The following is a 17,398-nucleotide window of genomic DNA, read 5'->3' as shown; positions in this document are numbered from 1 at the left end:
CAAGAGATCTGAACCGGTACATGTCTCATTATTTTTCAGTTTGCATGCAGATCACGTGCAATTTTGACTGTGTTGATTGTTTTTGAATTTCAGTCACCCGTTTGGGTGATGCATCTGCCGTGGATCTGGCCTAATGAAATGGTGTGGTCGATGGGGCCACGTGCACAGTGATCAACTTGGGGTCGCACTCCGCGGCCCCTTTTTGTTGCCGGCACGCATGTGTGCTTCTTTCAGCCGCCATCAGTGGTTACCGTGCAAAAAACACCTCAAATCAATTTCGAATTTCAGAATAGGCTCGAGATACCGTGAACGAGCCTTGCGAGCTGGAGTTGCGTATTCACGCCGGTCTTTTCGAATATGCGCCGCAAATGGGTCTTTGCCGTGTTTCTGGTAATCCCGAGCTCCTGGACTGTATCGTTCATCGACCCACTCATTGTCAGGTGACGCGCAAGGTGGGCCTCGGAATGCGACAGCTCAAAGCGTTCCTGCAGGACAGTCTCCACAGTTTCCGGGACGTTTGATGCTTCGTAAATCTTGAGCACGATCCACAATGCGCTCCCACTGTCTTCACTGACGCCCGTGGCCGGAACGGCATTGATCGTGATGCGCTTCAATCTTCCGTTGCCGTCTTCCAGAAAAACGGAATGGTCGATCCCCGGGGGGCTTTTTGCCGACTCGCTCCGTTCGCGGGAGGAAGCGAAGGTGTCGGCGTTTCGAAACGCGTCCAGAACGTCTTGTAACCCGGCTTCCAATTTCTTGTTCTTGAACTCGAAACGCGGTGCATTGAACCTCACGCTTCCCGTTGCCAGAAGTTTCTCGAAACCTGAAGCCGCCTGGCCGAGCAGGATCTTGTCTTCTGACATCAGGACCGACGGACAGGCCGTCGCCATAAGAAGCACGTCCTGGATCCGGTTCTTCGTCTTCTGATGTTCGGTCTTGAAGTATGCGTCAATACCTGGCGTCAGGAGGCGCGTGAGTGTTCGAAAGGTCTCGTGCGCAACTTCGACATCAATGGTTTCTGTCGTGTGCTCCTTGAAAAGGCAGCCAAACAGGATTGTCGATCTGTCGCCTCGCATCAGGGGCGAGATCAAACCCGCGGTTTCTGCCGGTTCGGCATCAGTGTCTATGAGACCGGAGGCATCCGTTTTTCTGGTGAAGTCGTGTCGGCCATTGGTTCCTGGCTCGGAGTGTCCGACGGGATTGTTGCCGCCGAAGTCGCCTTTTCGCAGCGTTGTCTTGCAATAAGGGTAGCGAAGTTCTGCTTCGGTGAGAAGAAACCTGAAGGCCTCGTCGGCGTGTTGCACTGGCTCCGAGAACAACATGTCCCTCAATTTGCCCGACGACCGGCCGCCATCGAACGTCCTGGTCGGGGCTCCGTCCTTTTCGAATTCGCATAGGAAGGAAATGCAGTTCAGCTTTAAGTCAATCGAGTCCAGTATCGACGCCCATCCATTGGATTGTATTGCGCATTCCAGTACTCGTAAAAGTAGATCTGCTTCATCTGTTTTGCTTAGTCGTGGCATTGTCCAAAAGCGTCAACTAAATATTACATAAAGATTTATTATACTTGTAAATATTACTACCAATTTCGGTGAAAAATGGCAATAGAAGCGCCTTTTGCACGCGCGGCATGGCGCGAGAGGCTTCATTTATGGGTCCTGCCCCCAGTCACCTGAATCTGAAGTTCGACTCATTTTGCAGCGGTCTTCGAACGAACTTCAAATTCACCGCACTAGGGTCAGGACCCATTCATTTGGCTGAATTGGCGCAGCAAACGGCGATGAGATGCAAGGAAAAGCGCGACAAGCGGGCTTTTCGCCCGGTCAAGCGCGGTGACGCAGCGAGATACAGTCATTCCTGCCGCCAAGTCGGCTTCATTTGTGGGGCTGTACCCTGGTGTTACTGCGGGTCCAGCTCGGTCGTGCCGCGTGCGTTGCCGTCCTGTCCGAGCTGTATTTTCTCGACCTTTGCTTCGGCGGATTTCAGCAAGGTATCGCATCGTTTGCGCAATGCGTCTCCGCGTTCATACATCTCGATGCTGCGTTCAAGCGGTACGTTGCCTTGTTCGAGCTCGCGCACAATCGTTTCCAGTTGCTTGAGCGCATCTTCGAAAGTCAATTCGGAAATGTCTTTTGAAGCGTCACTCATCGGTGCGGTTCCTCTTGAAGCAGGTCGGTATCTGGAAGGTTGCGGCACTGAGTGCAAAGGTCAAGCCGGGAATGTGTCATTGCCCCCCATGATCCCCGTCGATTTTTTTTGGGTCTCGGCTGTCAGCCTGTCATCAGGGTCATGACATGGGCCGCTGTCGAGCGCGCCAGCCCCTCAAGATCGTAACCGCCTTCGAGAACCGAGATGACGTGTCCGTTGCTGTGCTTGTCGGCAATATCCATGAGCACGCGCGTTGCCCAGGCGAAGTCCGCCTCAACCAGGTTGAGGCCTCCGAGCGGATCGCGTGCATGGGCATCGAATCCGGCCGATATGATGACCAGTTCCGGGGCGAAGTCGTCGAGACGCGGCAAAACGGCAACTTCGAAAGCCTCTTTGAATGCAGGACCGTCTTCACCGGGTGCGAGGGGAACATTCACGATCGTATTCTTCTCACCCGTCTCGGACGCGGCCCCGGAACCGGGATAAAGCGGCATCTGGTGTGTCGAGCAGTACATCACGCTGCCGTCGTCCCAGAAAATGTCCTGAGTACCATTGCCGTGATGGACGTCGAAATCGACGATCGCGACGCGGTCGATCCCGTGTTTCTCCTGGGCGTATCTGGCCGCGATCGCAACGTTGTTGAAAAAACAGAAGCCCATGGCCCGTTCTTTTTCCGCGTGGTGTCCGGGAGGCCGCGATGCTGAAAAGGCGTTGCTGACTTTCTTGGAAAGCACCTCGTCGACAGCGCGGCACGCGCCTCCAACCCCTCTGAGCGCCGCTTCCCAGGTTCCCGGTGACATGGTCGTGTCCGCGTCCACGCGCGCAACACCCTCATCCGGAGCCAGGCGATGCAGTTGGTCGACATATCCCATCGGATGGGCGCGCGCGATATCCTCAACCGTGCCCATGGGCGCGATATCTCGCTCAACCGCCTGAAACTTCTCGTGTTCCAGTATCCTGTCGATCGCTCTGATCCGGTCGGGCCTTTCGGGGTGTCCGAGCGGGGTAAGGTGATCGAGATAACAGGGATGGTTCAAGAGGAGCGTAGACAAAGGAGCGTTTCCGGAAAGTATTGTTTTTGGATTGATCTAGGGCCCTGACTCTAGGGTCCGTACCCTAAACCCATCAGAAAGGTCCCGAACGGTGCTGTCAATTGATGATAGGTCGCATGAAGCAAGTGACGCTTGGGTGGCAAAGCCGGGAAGGGGGAAACAAAAAAGAAGGCCGGCTACTTTGCCGGCCTGTTCAAAGGTGCGAGCACCGCAATGCCCGAGGGGAGGTCCGCTGCATCTCAATTGTGAAAACAAGGTTACGTGATTCTCGTAAGGGAATGCGAGTTTTTTTACCGTAATCGGCGAAGGGCCGGTGTTGATAACTGTCGAAACAGCCAGCTGGACTCGTAAATTCCCGGCTTCATTTCTTGCGTGTATTGCGGTTGTAAACCTGATCTTCGTTTATCTGCTATATTGGAAACTTGTCTGCGTCCGGCCTTGTCTTTGAGGCCGCCGCATTCAACTTGTGGTCCTGATCACAGCCGGGAAGCGCAGGAAATATATGCCTTTTTTTGATGCAGCTGAAAATTGCATCACGCCCCGCCGGGGAACAGACGCGCCGCTCGCTGGAACCACGTTTGGTTATCGATATCATGGACGAGGTGCAGCAGCCCGCTTCAGCCGGTCGTTGATTGCCTCGCCGAGCCCAAAGCTGGGGATAAACTGCGCTCTGATGATGCCGGCACCACTCGCATCGAGTGTGCGCAGTCCCTGAAACAGACTGGCCGCTGCTTCGGCCAGGTCGCCATCCGGGCTCAGGTTGAATTCCGCTTGGGCGTGTTCTGCGCCGGGGATCGGTTCGGGGCCGAACGAAAGCAGGGCGTCTTCCGGTCCGACCTCCTGCGCATTCAGCGTCAGGGATGCGTTCGGGGCGTAATGGGAGGCAAACATGCCCGGAGCAGCAGGGGCATCGGGGCGCATGTCGGGTGAAGCTGCCAGCAGTTTCGTGCCCAGGACATCTTCTATGTCCTCCCGCGAAATGCCTCCGGGACGCAGGAGCCTGGGGGTTCCGTCCACGATCCCGACGATGGTCGATTCGATCCCGACAGTGCACGGGCCGGCATCAACAACGAAGCTCAGGGCGGCCCCAAGATCATCAATCACGTCCTTTGCGAGAGTTGGGCTGATCTTTCCGGACAGGTTGGCGCTGGGGGCAGCAAGGGGCCTGCCCGTTCTTTCGGCAAGAAACCGCATCACGGGACCGGCGGGCACGCGCAGGGCCACCGTCGTGAGCCCCGCTGTCGCCATATCCGAAATCGGCGAGGCTTCGTTCTTCGGCACGACGAGGGTCAGCGGTCCTGGCCAGAACGCTTCGGCCAGTCGCAGCGCAAGCGCGTCGAACCGGCCGTGCACACGCGCCTCTTCCAGGCTTGGAACGTGTGAGATCAGCGGGTTGAATTGCGGTCGGCCCTTTGCTTCGAAAATCTTCGCACAGGCCTTGCCATTGGTGGCGTCGGCAGCCAGCCCGTAGACCGTCTCTGTCGGAACGGCGACGAGCCCGCCCGCACTCAGCGCAGCGCAGACGCCAGGCGCTTCCGGAGCATTCTGCCAGTCAGGCGTGTTCAAATTGACGGTCCAGAGCTGCATTCAGTTCAACTTGCCCGTTTGAGCGGCCCGGTGTGCGGAATGTGCTGGACCTGCCGTAGCGACACGGGTTGACGTTAACGTCAACTGGTCTATTGTCCAGTCCCGAGATGTTTCATGCGCCTTTTGCGGATAAGCACTGCATCCGTCAAGCGTCGAACGAAGAAAACACAGACCGCCTTGCGTCAAAAAAAGCCGGATGGTTCTGGGGAGGACCTGAATGTATCGCGCACCCGTCGATGAGATTTCCTTTACACTGAAGAACGTGTGTGGTCTTCGCGACCTGCAGCAAAACCCGCGGCATGCCGAACTGGGAGACGATCTGGTCGACGCGATCGTCAACGAAGCCGGCCGTTTTGCAGCTGAAGAGATTGCGCCTCTGAATGCGGTCGCGGACAAGCACGGCACACCCTTGACGGACGGCAAAGTCAGCACACCTCCCGGTTGGCGCGAGGCTTACCACGCCTGGATCGAGGGTGGCTGGAACGGCCTGTCCGCAGATGTGGAGTCCGGTGGCCAGGGTCTGCCACAGATGCTTTCTGCGGCTGCAATGGAGATGTGGAATTCCGGGTCGATGGCCTTTGCCATCGGGCCCACGCTGACAATCGGCGCGGTCGAGGCGATGGAAAAACATGCATCGGATGATCTGAAGACCAGATATCTGGAGAAGCTTGTTTCGGGCGAGTGGATGGGAACCATGAACCTGACCGAACCGCAGGCGGGGTCGGACCTCAATGCGCTCCGGGCCAAAGCGGAGCGAAACGACGACGGCACTTACAGGATTTTCGGCCAGAAGATCTACATCACCTACGGCGATCACGACCTGACCGACAACATCATTCACATGGTACTGGCGCGCTTGCCGGACGCACCTGAGGGCACGCGTGGCATTTCCATGTTCCTCGTGCCCAAGTTCCTGGTCAATGAAGACGGCTCTCTTGGAAAGCGCAACGATGTCCGGGTTGCCGGTGTGGAACACAAACTCGGCATTCACGGATCGCCGACCTGCACGATGGTCTATGGCGACGAGGGCGGCGCGAAGGGCTGGCTCGTGGGCGAGGAGAACAAGGGTCTCGCCTGCATGTTCACGATGATGAACAATGCCCGCCTTGCCGTTGGCATTCAGGGCCTGGGTGTCGCGGAAAGAGCTTACCAGCAGGCGCTGCTCTATGCGCTTGAGAGAAAACAGGGCAAGGCTCCGGGTGACAGCGGCGAGGGCATGAGCCCGATTGCGCGCCACCCGGACATCAAGCGCATGTTGCTGACGATGAAGTCCAAAACGCAGGTCGCCCGCGCGATCTGTTATGCCTGTGCACACGCCATCGACATGGGCAATGTCAGCGAGAGCGAGGACGGCAGGACGTTCTGGAACGACCGTGCCAGCCTGCTGACACCGATCGCAAAGGCGCTGTCGACCGACTTCGGCGTCGAGGTCGCCTCGCTCGGTGTCCAGATCCACGGCGGTATGGGATATATCGAGGAAACCGGTGCGGCACAGCATCTGCGCGATGCCCGCATTGCGCCGATCTACGAAGGCACCAATGGGATTCAGTCCATTGACCTGGTGATTCGGAAATTGCCGCTTGCGGGCGGCGAGCATATCAAGGGGTTCATTGCCGAACTGAAAGCGGTCGCGGGCGACGTTGCCGCCTCCAACCGGCCGGAATTCGGGGCAACCGCAGCACGATTGGGCGAGAGCGTTCAGGACCTTGAGGAGGCGACGGGCTACATGCTTGCGGCCCTCGCCGATGGACGCATGGCGGATGCGCTTGCCGGCGCAACGCCCTATCTGCGGGCCGCCGGTCTCACCCTGGGTGGAGCCCTGCTTGCCAGAGGTGCGCTCAGGTCCAACGATGATACAGCGGAACGGCAGGCGGAGCGGACTTTGCTCGCGCGCAGTTTCTGCGAAACGGTCCTCGGCGAGACCAGTGGACTGAAATCGGACATCACTCTGTCCGCGGACGCCATCAATGCCTTCGACCCCGAAGCGCTTGCATCCTGAGAACGGAGATTGACGAATGATCCGCAAAAGCCTGGACGAAGGTGTTCAGATCCTGCGCCTTGATCGGCCGGAAAAAAAGAATGCCCTGACGGGCGCCATGTACACGGATTTCGCCGACGCCCTGGAAGCGGGAAACGAAAACTCCAACATCCGTTGCCATCTGATTTGCGGGCAGCCAGAGGTGTTCACAGCAGGCAATGACATTGGCGATTTCCTTCAATATGCCGGCAAGGTGGCGATCTCCGAAACACCGGTGGTCCGGTTCCTTCGAGCACTGGTTCGAACGGAAAAGCCATTGGTTGCGTCGATCGATGGACTCGCCATCGGTGTCGGCACGACCCTGCTGATGCATTGCGACATGGTCTTCGCCAGTCCGCGCGCGTTTATCCGCTCCCCGTTCGTCGACCTGGGGCTCGTGCCCGAGGCCGGTTCGAGTTTGCTCGGCCCGCAGTTGATGGGACACGCCCGCGCTTTCGAACTTCTCTGTCTGGGCAATCCGCTGTCTGCGGAAAAGGCGGAGCGGCTGGGACTGGTGAACGAGATTGTCGAGGAGAATGTCGATGACGCCGCGCTTGCCTGCGCCAGGCAGATCGCGGCAAAACCGCCTGAGGCCATGGCCCTGTCAAGAAAACTTCTGAAGGGGGACACCGGCGCATTGTCGGAGCGTGTGGAGGAAGAGATCAGCATCTTCGCCGGCCGCCTGACCGCGCCTGAGACCATCGCGGCATTCCAGGCATTCATGACCAAGAAGAAGGCCTGAGCGGGCGCTCGCGCACCGACCACGTTCACAACGGCAGATTTCCGGAGGAAACAAGCATGTCCCTGAAGGGCAAAACACTGTTCGTCACGGGTGCCTCACGCGGCATCGGCAAGGCAATCGCGCTCAGAGCGGCAAGGGATGGTGCCAACATCGCCATCGCCGCGAAGACGGCGGAACCGCATCCCAAGCTCGAGGGAACCATCTTTTCGGCTGCTGAAGAAATCGAGGCGGCCGGTGGACGTGCCCTGCCGCTGGTTCTGGACGTGCGCGACGATGAAGCGGTGAAAGCTGCGATTGACAAGACGGCAGACCATTTCGGCGGACTGGACATCCTGGTGAACAATGCCAGCGCGATCCAGCTGACACCGGTTCAGCAAACCGATATGAAGCGCTTCGACCTGATGCACCAGATCAACACGCGCGGCACGCTGGCCTGCTGCAAACACGCGATCGAACATCTGAAGCAGGCAGAGAACCCGCATATTCTCATGTTGTCGCCACCGCTCGATATGCAGGAAAAGTGGTTCGCGCCATTCACACCCTACGCGATAGCGAAATACGGCATGAGCCTGGTTGTTCTCGGCCTTGCCGGCGAGTTGCGGTCCAAGGGGATCGCTGTGAATGCGCTTTGGCCGAGAACAACCATCGCGACCGCCGCGATCAAGAACATCATCGGCGGTGACAAGATGATGCAGCAAAGCCGGACACCCGACATTCTGGCAGACGCGGCCCATGAGATTTTTACGTCTCCCTCGAAGGAATTTACCGGGCAGTTCCTGATCGATGACACTTTCCTCGCAAGCCGGGGCGTCACCGATTTCGACACTTACCGGGTCGACCCGAGCCTGTCGCTTGCACCGGATTTCTTTGTCCCCGATGACGTTCCGGCCCCGGCAGACCTCGGGCCGGCAAAGTCCTGACACTCATCCGCGTGTGGCGGAACGGGCTTGCAATTCCGAGCCCGTTCAGGCAGCCTTTCTGGGCCGATGAGGGCGGCAGCCGGATCCGCGGAAAGCGAAAGCACCCTGACACCCAACGCACATAGCCGGTTTTTCACCTGCGCCCGAAAAAAGCGGATCACCCGGGCAGCTTGAACAGGAGAAAAGCCATGACGGACGGCGTTCCCCAGGACCTGGAAGCTCAAAAGAAGGCTGCGCGCAGACTCCGAAAGAGACATGCGGCAGGCGATGCGGACGCGATCGCGCGCGTGTCCGCTCACGTGAGCGGCGACAGGCAGCTCCGCCACGCGGACTTTCTGCATGTGATCGCCCGTGAGGCCGGGCAGGACAGTTGGCCGAAACTGAAATTTGCCATCGAGAGCCGGGCAATGAGCAGGGAAGAGAAGGCCGAGCGGCTGAAGGTTGCTCTCTATTTCGGTCAGCACTGGGTGACGGAGCGGCTGCTGAGTGAGGACCCTGATCTGAAAGACGACAATCTGGGTCTGCAAGCCGCGCTTTACGATCTGGACGGCGTCCGGCGCGCAATCGAGGCGGACCCGGCATCGGCGACGCGCAAGGTCGGCATCAGGTCACCGATGCTGCACCTTGCCTACTCCCAGGAGATCCATCGCAGTCCTGAAAAGTCGGGCGAAATGCTCGCAATCGCGGACCTTCTCAAATCGGGCGGCGCCGATGTGGACGACGGCTATTCGCCCGAACCCGAAGGAGACTACAAATTGTCCGCGCTTTATGGGGCCATGTGCCATGCGGACAATTTCGAACTGGGCAAATGGCTTCTGGAACACGGCGCCAATCCGAATGATGACGAAAGCCTCTATCACAGCACCGAACTCGGACACACGCGGGCCCTGGCTCTTCTCCTGAAACACGGGGCCAAGCCGGACGGAACGAACGCACTTCCAAGAGCGCTCGATTTCGACGATCTGAAGAAGGTGCGGATGCTCCTTGAGGCGGGAGCGGATCCGAACCTGACGGTACCGGATCATCCGAGCGGGCAGCCGATGAACACGATCCCGTCTTTGCACCAGGCGGCGCGGCGTGGCGGTTCCGTTGAAGTGGTCGAGTTGCTTCTGACATTCGGCGCGGACCCGAACGCGGTGTGGGACGGTCACACCGCCCATGCAATGGCCTGCATTTACGGCAACGTTGCGGTCGCGGATCATCTGGCAGGGAAGGGGCTTGCGCGTGCACTTGACCGGAACGAAGCAATCCTGTCGGCATGCGCCTCCGGCGCGGATGTGCCCGGATTGCTGGATCTTAACGGTCTGAGCGAGGAGGACAGGGGCCTCCTGACCCGCCTCGCCTTCATCCCGGGCAAGCTCGATCACATGAAGCGGCTTGTGACGGCGGGCCTTGATCCGGACGTGCCCGACAGCATGGGCCTGCCACCGCTTCACGTGGCCGGCTGGAACGGACTTGTTGAAGAAGTGCGTTATTTTCTCACACTGCGGCCGGATCTGACACACAAGAACGACTATGGCGGTGACGCCCTCGATACGGTCATTCACGGGTCTGAATTCGCACCCAGGCGTCCGGAAGCCGACCACATATCCTGTGCGCGCCTGTTGCTGGAAGCAGGCAGTGTGCTTTACCCCGATTTCATTTCCGGTTGCGGGAATGAGGACATGGTGCAGTTCCTCGAGGACTGGCGCGACACTCACGCTTAGCAAAAAACCAGACGCCCGTACCAATCTGTGGTCGAAGGCCTGATTGTTTTGACGCGTTCACAATTCTGGAGTTTAGTCGGAGCAGTTTGGTCGGGTTGTATTCAATAAGGGGGATCGCATGGAAAGTGCAATGGATCAGGTTGGGGCCTACGGGCCGCTGATAATCAATGCGGTGAAAGCAGTCGTTGTTCTGATCATCGGCTGGATCGTGGCGGGCATGGTCTCGAGACTGGTGCGGCGCAGGATCGTCAGTCATCCGCAGATTGATGACACGATCGGCGGCTTCGCCGCGTCCATCGTCCGTTGGCTGATCCTGCTGGTTACGCTGATCGCGATCCTCCAGCTCTTCGGCATCGAAGCGACCAGTCTGGTTGCAGTTCTCGGTGCGGGCACATTGGCCATCGGTCTCGCGCTTCAGGGAACGCTCAGTGACGTGGCTGCCGGGGTGATGCTGGTCATTTTCCGGCCCTACAAGATCGGCCAGTTTGTCGACATCGGCGGAACCTCGGGCACGGTCAAGGACCTCAATATCTTCGTGACGGAACTGGTGACGCCGGACAATGTCCAGATCATCATGCCAAACGGCCAGGCTTGGGGGGCGGTCGTGACCAACTATTCGGCGCATGATACGCGCCGTCTCGATCTGACATTCGGCATCGACTACGGTGACGATGCCGACAAGGCCATTCAGATCATCCTGGATGTCGCCAACGCGGACGAAAGGGTTCACAAGGACCCGGAGCCCTGGGTGCGCGTGACAAACCTGGGAGACAGTTCCGTTGATCTCGGCGTTCGCCTCTGGTGCGAGGCCGGAGACTACTGGGAACTGAAATTCCACATGCTCAAGGCAGTCAAGGAAGCCTTCGATGCGGGCGGTGTCTCCATTCCCTACCCGCATTCGGTCGAGATACAGAAGGCCGGATAAGCAGCTTCAGTCTGAAACCGGGAGACCGCTTCAGCCCGAGGCGGTCTCTTTTTTTGTGTTTTTGTCCGATGCGGTTGGAAGCTCGTCGGTTGGTTCCGGCCCCTGCTTGGCGTCTGTTCGCTCCAGGTCCCGCGAGACAGTGATCGTTTCGGTCACCTTGATTTCCTCGGTGACTTCGACCTTGACCGTCTCTTCGTCGGGTTCTTCATGGTCTGCGGGTTCTTCGGCTGATGCGGACAGGGCTTCTTCCCCGTTGTTCGCTTCATCCGCCTCATCCAGGGTCCGCACAGGATCCTCGGAGGCGAATTGCGGCACCACCGGGTCTTCTATCTCATGCTCGGCCTTGTCTGTGTTCATCAATTGCCTCATCTCGGCGAGCGCAACAACATGTTCGCGGAGGTCGGGATGCTGATCCATCAGGGACTTGAAATCATGCGCGCCGAGGCTGAGCAACTGACAGTATCCGAGCGCAACGACATCGGCACTGCGCCGTCCCCCCGTCATCAGCGCAATCTCTCCGAAGACGTCTCCGCGTCCGAGACGCACGGTGTGGCTTGGAGCCTGCACTTCGACGGCACCGGATGCGATGAAATAGGCCGCGTCGCCCCTGTCGCCGCGGCGGATAAGCCGTTCCCGTGGCGTGGCGAATTGCGGCCGCATCATCCGGCGTATCGCCTTTTGCTGCTTGCCCGGAAGATCCTTGAACAGCGGATGCGCACTAACCAGATCGCGTGTTTTCAGACCGAGGTCCAATGTCGGCCGCGTGTGACTGGTACGCCTGGAGCTTTCCACGTCGCGCAGGAGATCCCGGTGCAGTTCCGTACCGATCAGCATTTGCTCCTTGGCGTCGTCGTAAGCGGTTTCCTCCAGCCGCACACCCGCCTTGAGCAGAAACAGGCGTTCCAGTGAATCCGCGTAATCCGGGTACTGGAGGCGCAATGCGTCAATCGCCTGGATCGTTTCGTCCTGCCGCAGGCACAGCATGTCGTGGAGAATGTCACCGACGCGCTCTCCAAGCAGCGGCCGGATGCGCCGGTTGTTGAAGTCGATCAGTTCGTCGGCGAGGATCCGGTAGATCAACAGAAATTCGAACCGGTCGGCGAGTTGATTGGCCAGCGGCCGGGCGATCCTGAGACGCCTTTGCAGCGTTTGCGCAAACCGGAAGCTGAAACCGAATTTGAGAGGCTGGCGGGTGGCTTTGTTGTAACCCGCCCGGCCGTCGCTTCGGGTCAGGTCGCCGATCTGACCTGTCAGCGTCAGGAAGCGCGACACCGCCCGTCCAGAGATTGTCTTTTCGTGAAAGTGCTCGAGAACAAGCTGCTGCTCCCGGTCGGCGAGCGCGATCAGACCGATGCGGACGCGGTCCCAGTCCGAGAGTTCTTCAAGTTTGTTCGTTTCCGATGCTGCCACCGCTGCGCGGTCCTCGTAGCCCTTCAGGACGCCCGAGGCGACCCGTTCGTCGATGTGATAGCTTTGCGCAGCGGTCTCGAGCTCCGAGCGTACATCCAGCATGGCGAGCGAAAGGAACTGGGTTCTGAGAGCCTCATCCCTCGCATTCAGGCGGTCCAGCCCAAGCAGGCGGATCAGGGGCTTCAGACTGGTTCCGTAGACGAGCAGCGTGAACAGAACGAAGCCGGTCGCAAGTTTGGTGATGAACCCGGACACTTCCTCGTTGAGAACCGCATGCTCCGATACGCTGAGCGCCAGGATCAGCGTAACGGCCCCGCGCATGCCGCCCCACAGGATCACCGTCTTGTACTTGTTGCTGACGGATTGGCCCGCGCCGAAAAGGCTCATCATCGGCAAGAGCCCGAAAATCACGAGCGCGCGCGCGGCAAGCGCGGCGACAATCACGACGGCAAGCAGCAGGATGTCGATGGGCGCGAACCCGCCCACCAGCTTTGGGATAAGGATGGCGGACAGAAGAAAGATCAGCGAGGCGGCCCAGAATGAAAGCTGTTCCCAGACCGAATGCAGGAACTGCCAGTTCGACGGCTGAATGCGCGACAGCCCGTAGAGATTGAAGATCGTGCCCGCGCACACGACGGCGACAACGGCCGAGACATCCGCGAACTGATCGCTCAGGACGTAAGTGCCATAGGGCAGCGCAAGACTTAGGGTGACCTGCGCCAAGGGCAGATCGCGCATCAGGCTCAAAAGGCTGACCGCGACACGCGCCAGGATCGCGCCCACGATCAACCCGCCGATGAAGGACCTGCCAAACGCAATGGCCGCTTCGCCGAGCGTGATCGTCTCGTGCTGGGTCAGGACGCCGAGCAGAATGACGAAGATCACGATTGCGGCAGCATCGTTCAGAAGGCTCTCTCCTTCGACGATCCGGCCGAGCCGTGCGGGTGCTCCGATGTCGCGGAAGATGGCGACGACCGCGACAGGATCGGTCGTTGCCACGATTGCGCCAAGCAGGAGGCAAACGATCAGCGTTATCTCCGGTGACAGGAAAACCGATGCCAGCGGATAGAGCGCAAATCCTATGAAACCCGTGGCGACGAACACGGCCAGCACGGCCATCACCAGGATCGGCACAAGATCTTCGAGTATTCTGCGGATATCGAGCGTGATCGTTGTCTGAAACAGCAGCAACGGCAGAAACATGTAAAGGATCATCTCTGAGTTCAGAGGCGGATCGGCAAAAATCTCGGCGAAATCGTCGAAGCGGTTGGTATGGTTCGTGTAGAAAAGATATGTCGCCGAGATCCCAATCAGGGTCCCGACAATCGCAAGAAGCACGCTGGGTGCGAGTCCGAGACGCCGGGCCAACGGTTGCAGCAATGAGATTGTTATCAATAAAAGCGCGAACGCGCCTGTAATCAATGGTGTTTCCATAATCCCAATGTGCCTTGTGATTGCGGCGATATCAAATTCACTGAAATTTTGTTTCGCGCTTAAAGTCAGGCTGTGCGCTCGGCCTTGCGCTCGGAAAGCCAGATCCCGCCCAGCACCAGAACAAGGGCAACGCCATGGTGCCATTTGAACGGCTCGCTCAGGATCGAGACCGCGAGCACGGCCGCAAAAATCGGAACGAGATTGACGAACACGCCAGCACGTGCCGGGCCGATGAGGTCGACACCGCGCATGAAGAAGATCTGCGAAAGGCAGGACGGGAAAACGGCGATATAAAGAACCACAAGCCAGCCGTCGACGGTTGGCCACTGCGCCGTTCCGGTGGAGACCTCAAAGATCAGGCCGGGGATGGACGCGACGACAGATATGGCCGAAAGGGCCGCAAAGAAGGTCAGGCCGGAGATCTTCGGGCGATTTCTCAGCGCCAGTGCGTAGCTTGAGTAAAGCAGGCATGACAACAGCATGTACCCGTCGCCCGGGTTGACCGCCAGCGACATCAGAACCTCAAGGCTCCCCTGCGCGGCAATCATCGTTACGCCAACAAGAGTAAGAAGAATGCCGAACACCTGCAGGATCCGGACTTTCGTTCCGAAAAAGATCACCGAACCGATCAGCACGATAATCGGCATCGAGCCCTGGATAATTCCCAGGTTCACTGCCGATGTCTGCGTCGCCGCGACATAAAACAGTGAGTTGAAGCCGACGAACCCGAACCCGGCCATCAGGATCATGCGCGGCAGGTAGGGGCGCATGATGTGCCAGTCTGCCCGGATCCTGGACCAGCACAACGGAACGAGAATGCCTGCGACCAGAACCCAGCGCAAAAACACGACCATCATTGGCGATACCTCACCCACGGCAAGACGCCCGGCAACCGTGTTGCCGCCCCAGAAAAGGGTGGTGAGCGTCAGCATGACAAAGGCATTGCCATATGTCATGTCGCCGAATCTTCGAGCAATCGCGAACATGAAGGGCCTGGAAAGCGGAACAGCCTGGAGAAGACACCGGTATAGGATCAGCCGTTGCACGGAAAGCCAAATCTTCGCACCAGACGGGTAATTTCAGATATAATAATGTTTATTTTTTCCATTTTGGAAAAAGTCATGAGTTCGCTTGAGCAATTGACGAATGGCTGCGAACGCCCCAAAACACTGTCCAAATGACGACCCTCAAGCCATGCGCCTGGAGAAACGAATGACCGCCCGAACAAATGCCCACGGATTGCAAGTTGCTGACGTTCTTTATGACTTTGTGAACAGTCAGGCATTGCCGGGAACGGGAATAGACCAGGATCATTTCTGGAGCAGCCTGTCATCCCTCGTTCATGATCTGGCACCGCGGAACAAGGCACTTCTGCAAAAGCGCGATGCGCTCCAGGAAAAGATCGACGCGTGGCACAAGGCCAATCCGGGAACGCCCGATATGGCCACCTACAAGGCCTTCCTGAGCGACATCGGCTATCTCGTACCGCAGGGCGACGACTTCGGGGTCGGCACGGACAAGGTCGATCCGGAGATCGGTTCGGTCGCCGGCCCGCAGCTCGTGGTTCCGGTCATGAATGCGCGCTACGCACTCAACGCTGCGAACGCGCGCTGGGGTTCTCTCTACGATGCGCTCTACGGCACCGACGCCATGGGGTCGAAGCCCGCACCCGGAGGGTTCGATCCGGCCCGTGGGGCAGAGGTGATCGCTTATGCACGCAAGGTTCTCGATGAGGCAGCGCCGCTTGCGGCGGGAAGCTGGACCGACGCAACCGGCTTTTCCGTCAGCGATGAAGCATTGTCTGTAAAGACAGCAGGTGGCGACGTCGCTCTGGCTGACCCGGCGCAATTCGCCGGCTATTCCGGCGACACCGATGGGCCCTACAAGATCCTTCTGGTCAAGAACGGCCTGCACCTGGAAATCAACATCGATGCACAGCATCCCATTGGCAAGACGGACGCGGCACACATCTCCGACGTGGTCCTGGAATCGGCCATGTCCACGATCATGGACTGCGAGGACTCCGTCGCCGCTGTCGACGCTGAGGACAAGGTCGTTGTTTACGGCAACTGGCTCGGCCTGATGAAGGGCGATCTCGAAGACACTTTCGAAAAGGGCGGCAAGCCTGTCACGCGCCGGTTGAACGGCGACCGGAACTACACTGCGCCCGACGGCTCCGCCCTGACGCTCCACGGCCGTTCGCTGCTTCTGGTGCGCAATGTAGGTCACCTGATGACCATCGACGCCGTTCTGGACAAGGACGGCAACGAAGTGCCCGAAGGCCTGCTCGACGGCATGATCACCTCGCTGATCGCGCTCCATGACATTGGCCCGAACGGCGGCAACATCAACAGCCGGGCAGGGTCGGTCTATATCGTGAAGCCGAAGATGCACGGTCCGGAGGAAGTCGCGTTCGCGTCCGAGACTTTCGACCGCGTCGAAGATGCGCTGGGCCTTGAGCGCAACACGCTCAAGATGGGCATCATGGACGAGGAGCGCCGCACGACGATCAACCTGAAAGAATGCATCCGGCAGGCAAAGGACCGCGTGTTCTTCATCAACACCGGTTTCCTTGACCGCACGGGTGACGAGATGCACACGTCCATGGAAGCAGGCCCGATGATCCGCAAGGGCGACATGAAAACCTCGACCTGGATCGGCGCTTACGAGAACAACAATGTCGACGTCGGTCTTGCCTGCGGCCTTCCGGGGCATGCGCAGATCGGCAAGGGCATGTGGGCGATGCCGGACCTGATGCAGGCGATGCTGGAACAGAAGATCGGGCATCCGATGTCTGGTGCCAACACCGCCTGGGTGCCGTCCCCGACAGCCGCGACCCTGCACGCGCTTCACTATTACAAGGTCTCGGTTGCGAGCCGCCAGGCAGAGCTCAAGTCGCGTGATGCGGCCAGGGTCGAGGATATCCTTTCCATCCCCGTTGCCGAACGTCCGAACTGGGCGCCGGCTGACATTCAGGCTGAACTCGACAACAACGCACAGGGCATTCTCGGATATGTCGTGCGCTGGGTCGAACAGGGCATCGGCTGCTCCAAGGTGCCGGACATCAACAATGTCGGCCTGATGGAGGATCGCGCGACACTGCGGATCTCGTCCCAGCATATAGCCAACTGGCTGCATCATGGCGTGGCGACGAAAGAGCAGGTCATGGAAACCATGAAACGCATGGCCTCCGTTGTTGACGAGCAGAATGCCGGCGACCCGCTCTACCGGCCGATGGCTGCCGACTTCGATAACTCGGTCGCGTTCCAGGCCGCCTGCGAACTTGTCATCGAGGGCACCAGCCAGCCGAACGGCTATACCGAACCGGTCCTTCATCGCCGGCGGATCGAGTTCAAGGCCAAGGCGGCCTGATCTCCCGGCGCGTCACGCGAAACAGCTGCTTCGGTTGAGTTACAGCATTAGATTACGGCGGTTGCCTGTCTCGGCGACCGCCTTT

Annotated in this window: 12 protein-coding genes; 6 read left to right on the top strand and 6 right to left on the bottom strand. The window is 58.9% G+C overall.

What is annotated here, in order from left to right:
• Positions 1 to 284: 284 nt before the first annotated feature.
• From RDA78_RS28870 to RDA78_RS28855, 4 genes are all read right to left on the bottom strand, one after another.
• Positions 285 to 1,304: a helix-turn-helix transcriptional regulator gene (locus RDA78_RS28870; RefSeq protein ID WP_434053184.1), complete on the bottom strand. Its 1,020-nt coding sequence runs from the start codon at positions 1,302 to 1,304 to the stop codon at positions 285 to 287.
• Between the two features lie 595 nt (positions 1,305 to 1,899).
• The gene (locus tag RDA78_RS28865; protein WP_434053183.1) at positions 1,900 to 2,148 is read right to left on the bottom strand and encodes an exodeoxyribonuclease VII small subunit; all 249 of its coding nucleotides are present in this window, start codon (positions 2,146 to 2,148) and stop codon (positions 1,900 to 1,902) included.
• 122 nt (positions 2,149 to 2,270) lie between these two features.
• Positions 2,271 to 3,200 (bottom strand): histone deacetylase family protein, encoded by a 930-nt coding sequence (locus tag RDA78_RS28860; RefSeq protein WP_434053182.1) that lies wholly within the window; start codon positions 3,198 to 3,200, stop codon positions 2,271 to 2,273.
• A 591-nt stretch (positions 3,201 to 3,791) separates the two neighbouring features.
• Entirely contained in the window at positions 3,792 to 4,787 is a 996-nt protein-coding gene (locus RDA78_RS28855; RefSeq protein ID WP_434053181.1) for an L-threonylcarbamoyladenylate synthase, read from the bottom strand.
• Between the two features lie 217 nt (positions 4,788 to 5,004).
• Between RDA78_RS28855 and RDA78_RS28850 the strand changes: the two genes are divergently transcribed.
• The 5 genes from RDA78_RS28850 to RDA78_RS28830 all read left to right on the top strand — a co-directional run bounded on the left by RDA78_RS28850 (position 5,005) and on the right by RDA78_RS28830 (position 11,097).
• Positions 5,005 to 6,786, top strand: coding sequence for an acyl-CoA dehydrogenase (locus RDA78_RS28850; protein ID WP_434053180.1), 1,782 nt, complete (start codon positions 5,005 to 5,007; stop codon positions 6,784 to 6,786).
• Between the two features lie 16 nt (positions 6,787 to 6,802).
• On the top strand, positions 6,803 to 7,546 hold the full coding sequence (locus tag RDA78_RS28845) for a crotonase/enoyl-CoA hydratase family protein (RefSeq protein ID WP_434053179.1): 744 nt from the start codon (positions 6,803 to 6,805) through the stop codon (positions 7,544 to 7,546).
• A gap of 56 nt (positions 7,547 to 7,602) precedes the next feature.
• On the top strand, positions 7,603 to 8,466 hold the full coding sequence (locus RDA78_RS28840; RefSeq protein ID WP_434053178.1) for an SDR family oxidoreductase: 864 nt from the start codon (positions 7,603 to 7,605) through the stop codon (positions 8,464 to 8,466).
• A gap of 188 nt (positions 8,467 to 8,654) precedes the next feature.
• Positions 8,655 to 10,172 carry an ankyrin repeat domain-containing protein gene (locus tag RDA78_RS28835; RefSeq protein WP_434053177.1) on the top strand — a complete coding sequence of 506 codons (1,518 nt, stop codon included), beginning with the start codon at positions 8,655 to 8,657 and terminating at the stop codon, positions 10,170 to 10,172.
• A gap of 130 nt (positions 10,173 to 10,302) precedes the next feature.
• The gene (locus RDA78_RS28830; protein ID WP_434053176.1) at positions 10,303 to 11,097 is read left to right on the top strand and encodes a mechanosensitive ion channel family protein; all 795 of its coding nucleotides are present in this window, start codon (positions 10,303 to 10,305) and stop codon (positions 11,095 to 11,097) included.
• Positions 11,098 to 11,127: 30 nt separating this feature from the next.
• On the opposite strand, the gene RDA78_RS28825 is transcribed toward RDA78_RS28830, so the two are convergent.
• Together RDA78_RS28825 and RDA78_RS28820 are read right to left on the bottom strand one after the other, a co-directional pair.
• Positions 11,128 to 13,887, bottom strand: coding sequence for a cation:proton antiporter (locus tag RDA78_RS28825; protein ID WP_434053175.1), 2,760 nt, complete (start codon positions 13,885 to 13,887; stop codon positions 11,128 to 11,130).
• A gap of 119 nt (positions 13,888 to 14,006) precedes the next feature.
• Complete coding sequence (locus tag RDA78_RS28820; RefSeq protein WP_434053174.1) at positions 14,007 to 14,897, bottom strand: DMT family transporter; 891 nt, start codon at positions 14,895 to 14,897, stop codon at positions 14,007 to 14,009.
• 256 nt (positions 14,898 to 15,153) lie between these two features.
• Here RDA78_RS28820 and RDA78_RS28815 point away from each other — a divergent pair, with 256 nt between their 5' ends.
• Positions 15,154 to 17,313 carry a malate synthase G gene (locus RDA78_RS28815; RefSeq protein WP_434053173.1) on the top strand — a complete coding sequence of 720 codons (2,160 nt, stop codon included), beginning with the start codon at positions 15,154 to 15,156 and terminating at the stop codon, positions 17,311 to 17,313.
• The last annotated feature ends 85 nt before the right edge of the window (positions 17,314 to 17,398 follow it).

Source organism: Roseibium sp., assembly GCF_051016195.1.
Taxonomy (GTDB): Bacteria; Pseudomonadota; Alphaproteobacteria; order Rhizobiales; family Stappiaceae; genus Roseibium.
The sequence above is the reverse complement of the archived record's forward strand: the minus strand, read 5'-3'. Positions and strand labels throughout refer to the sequence as shown.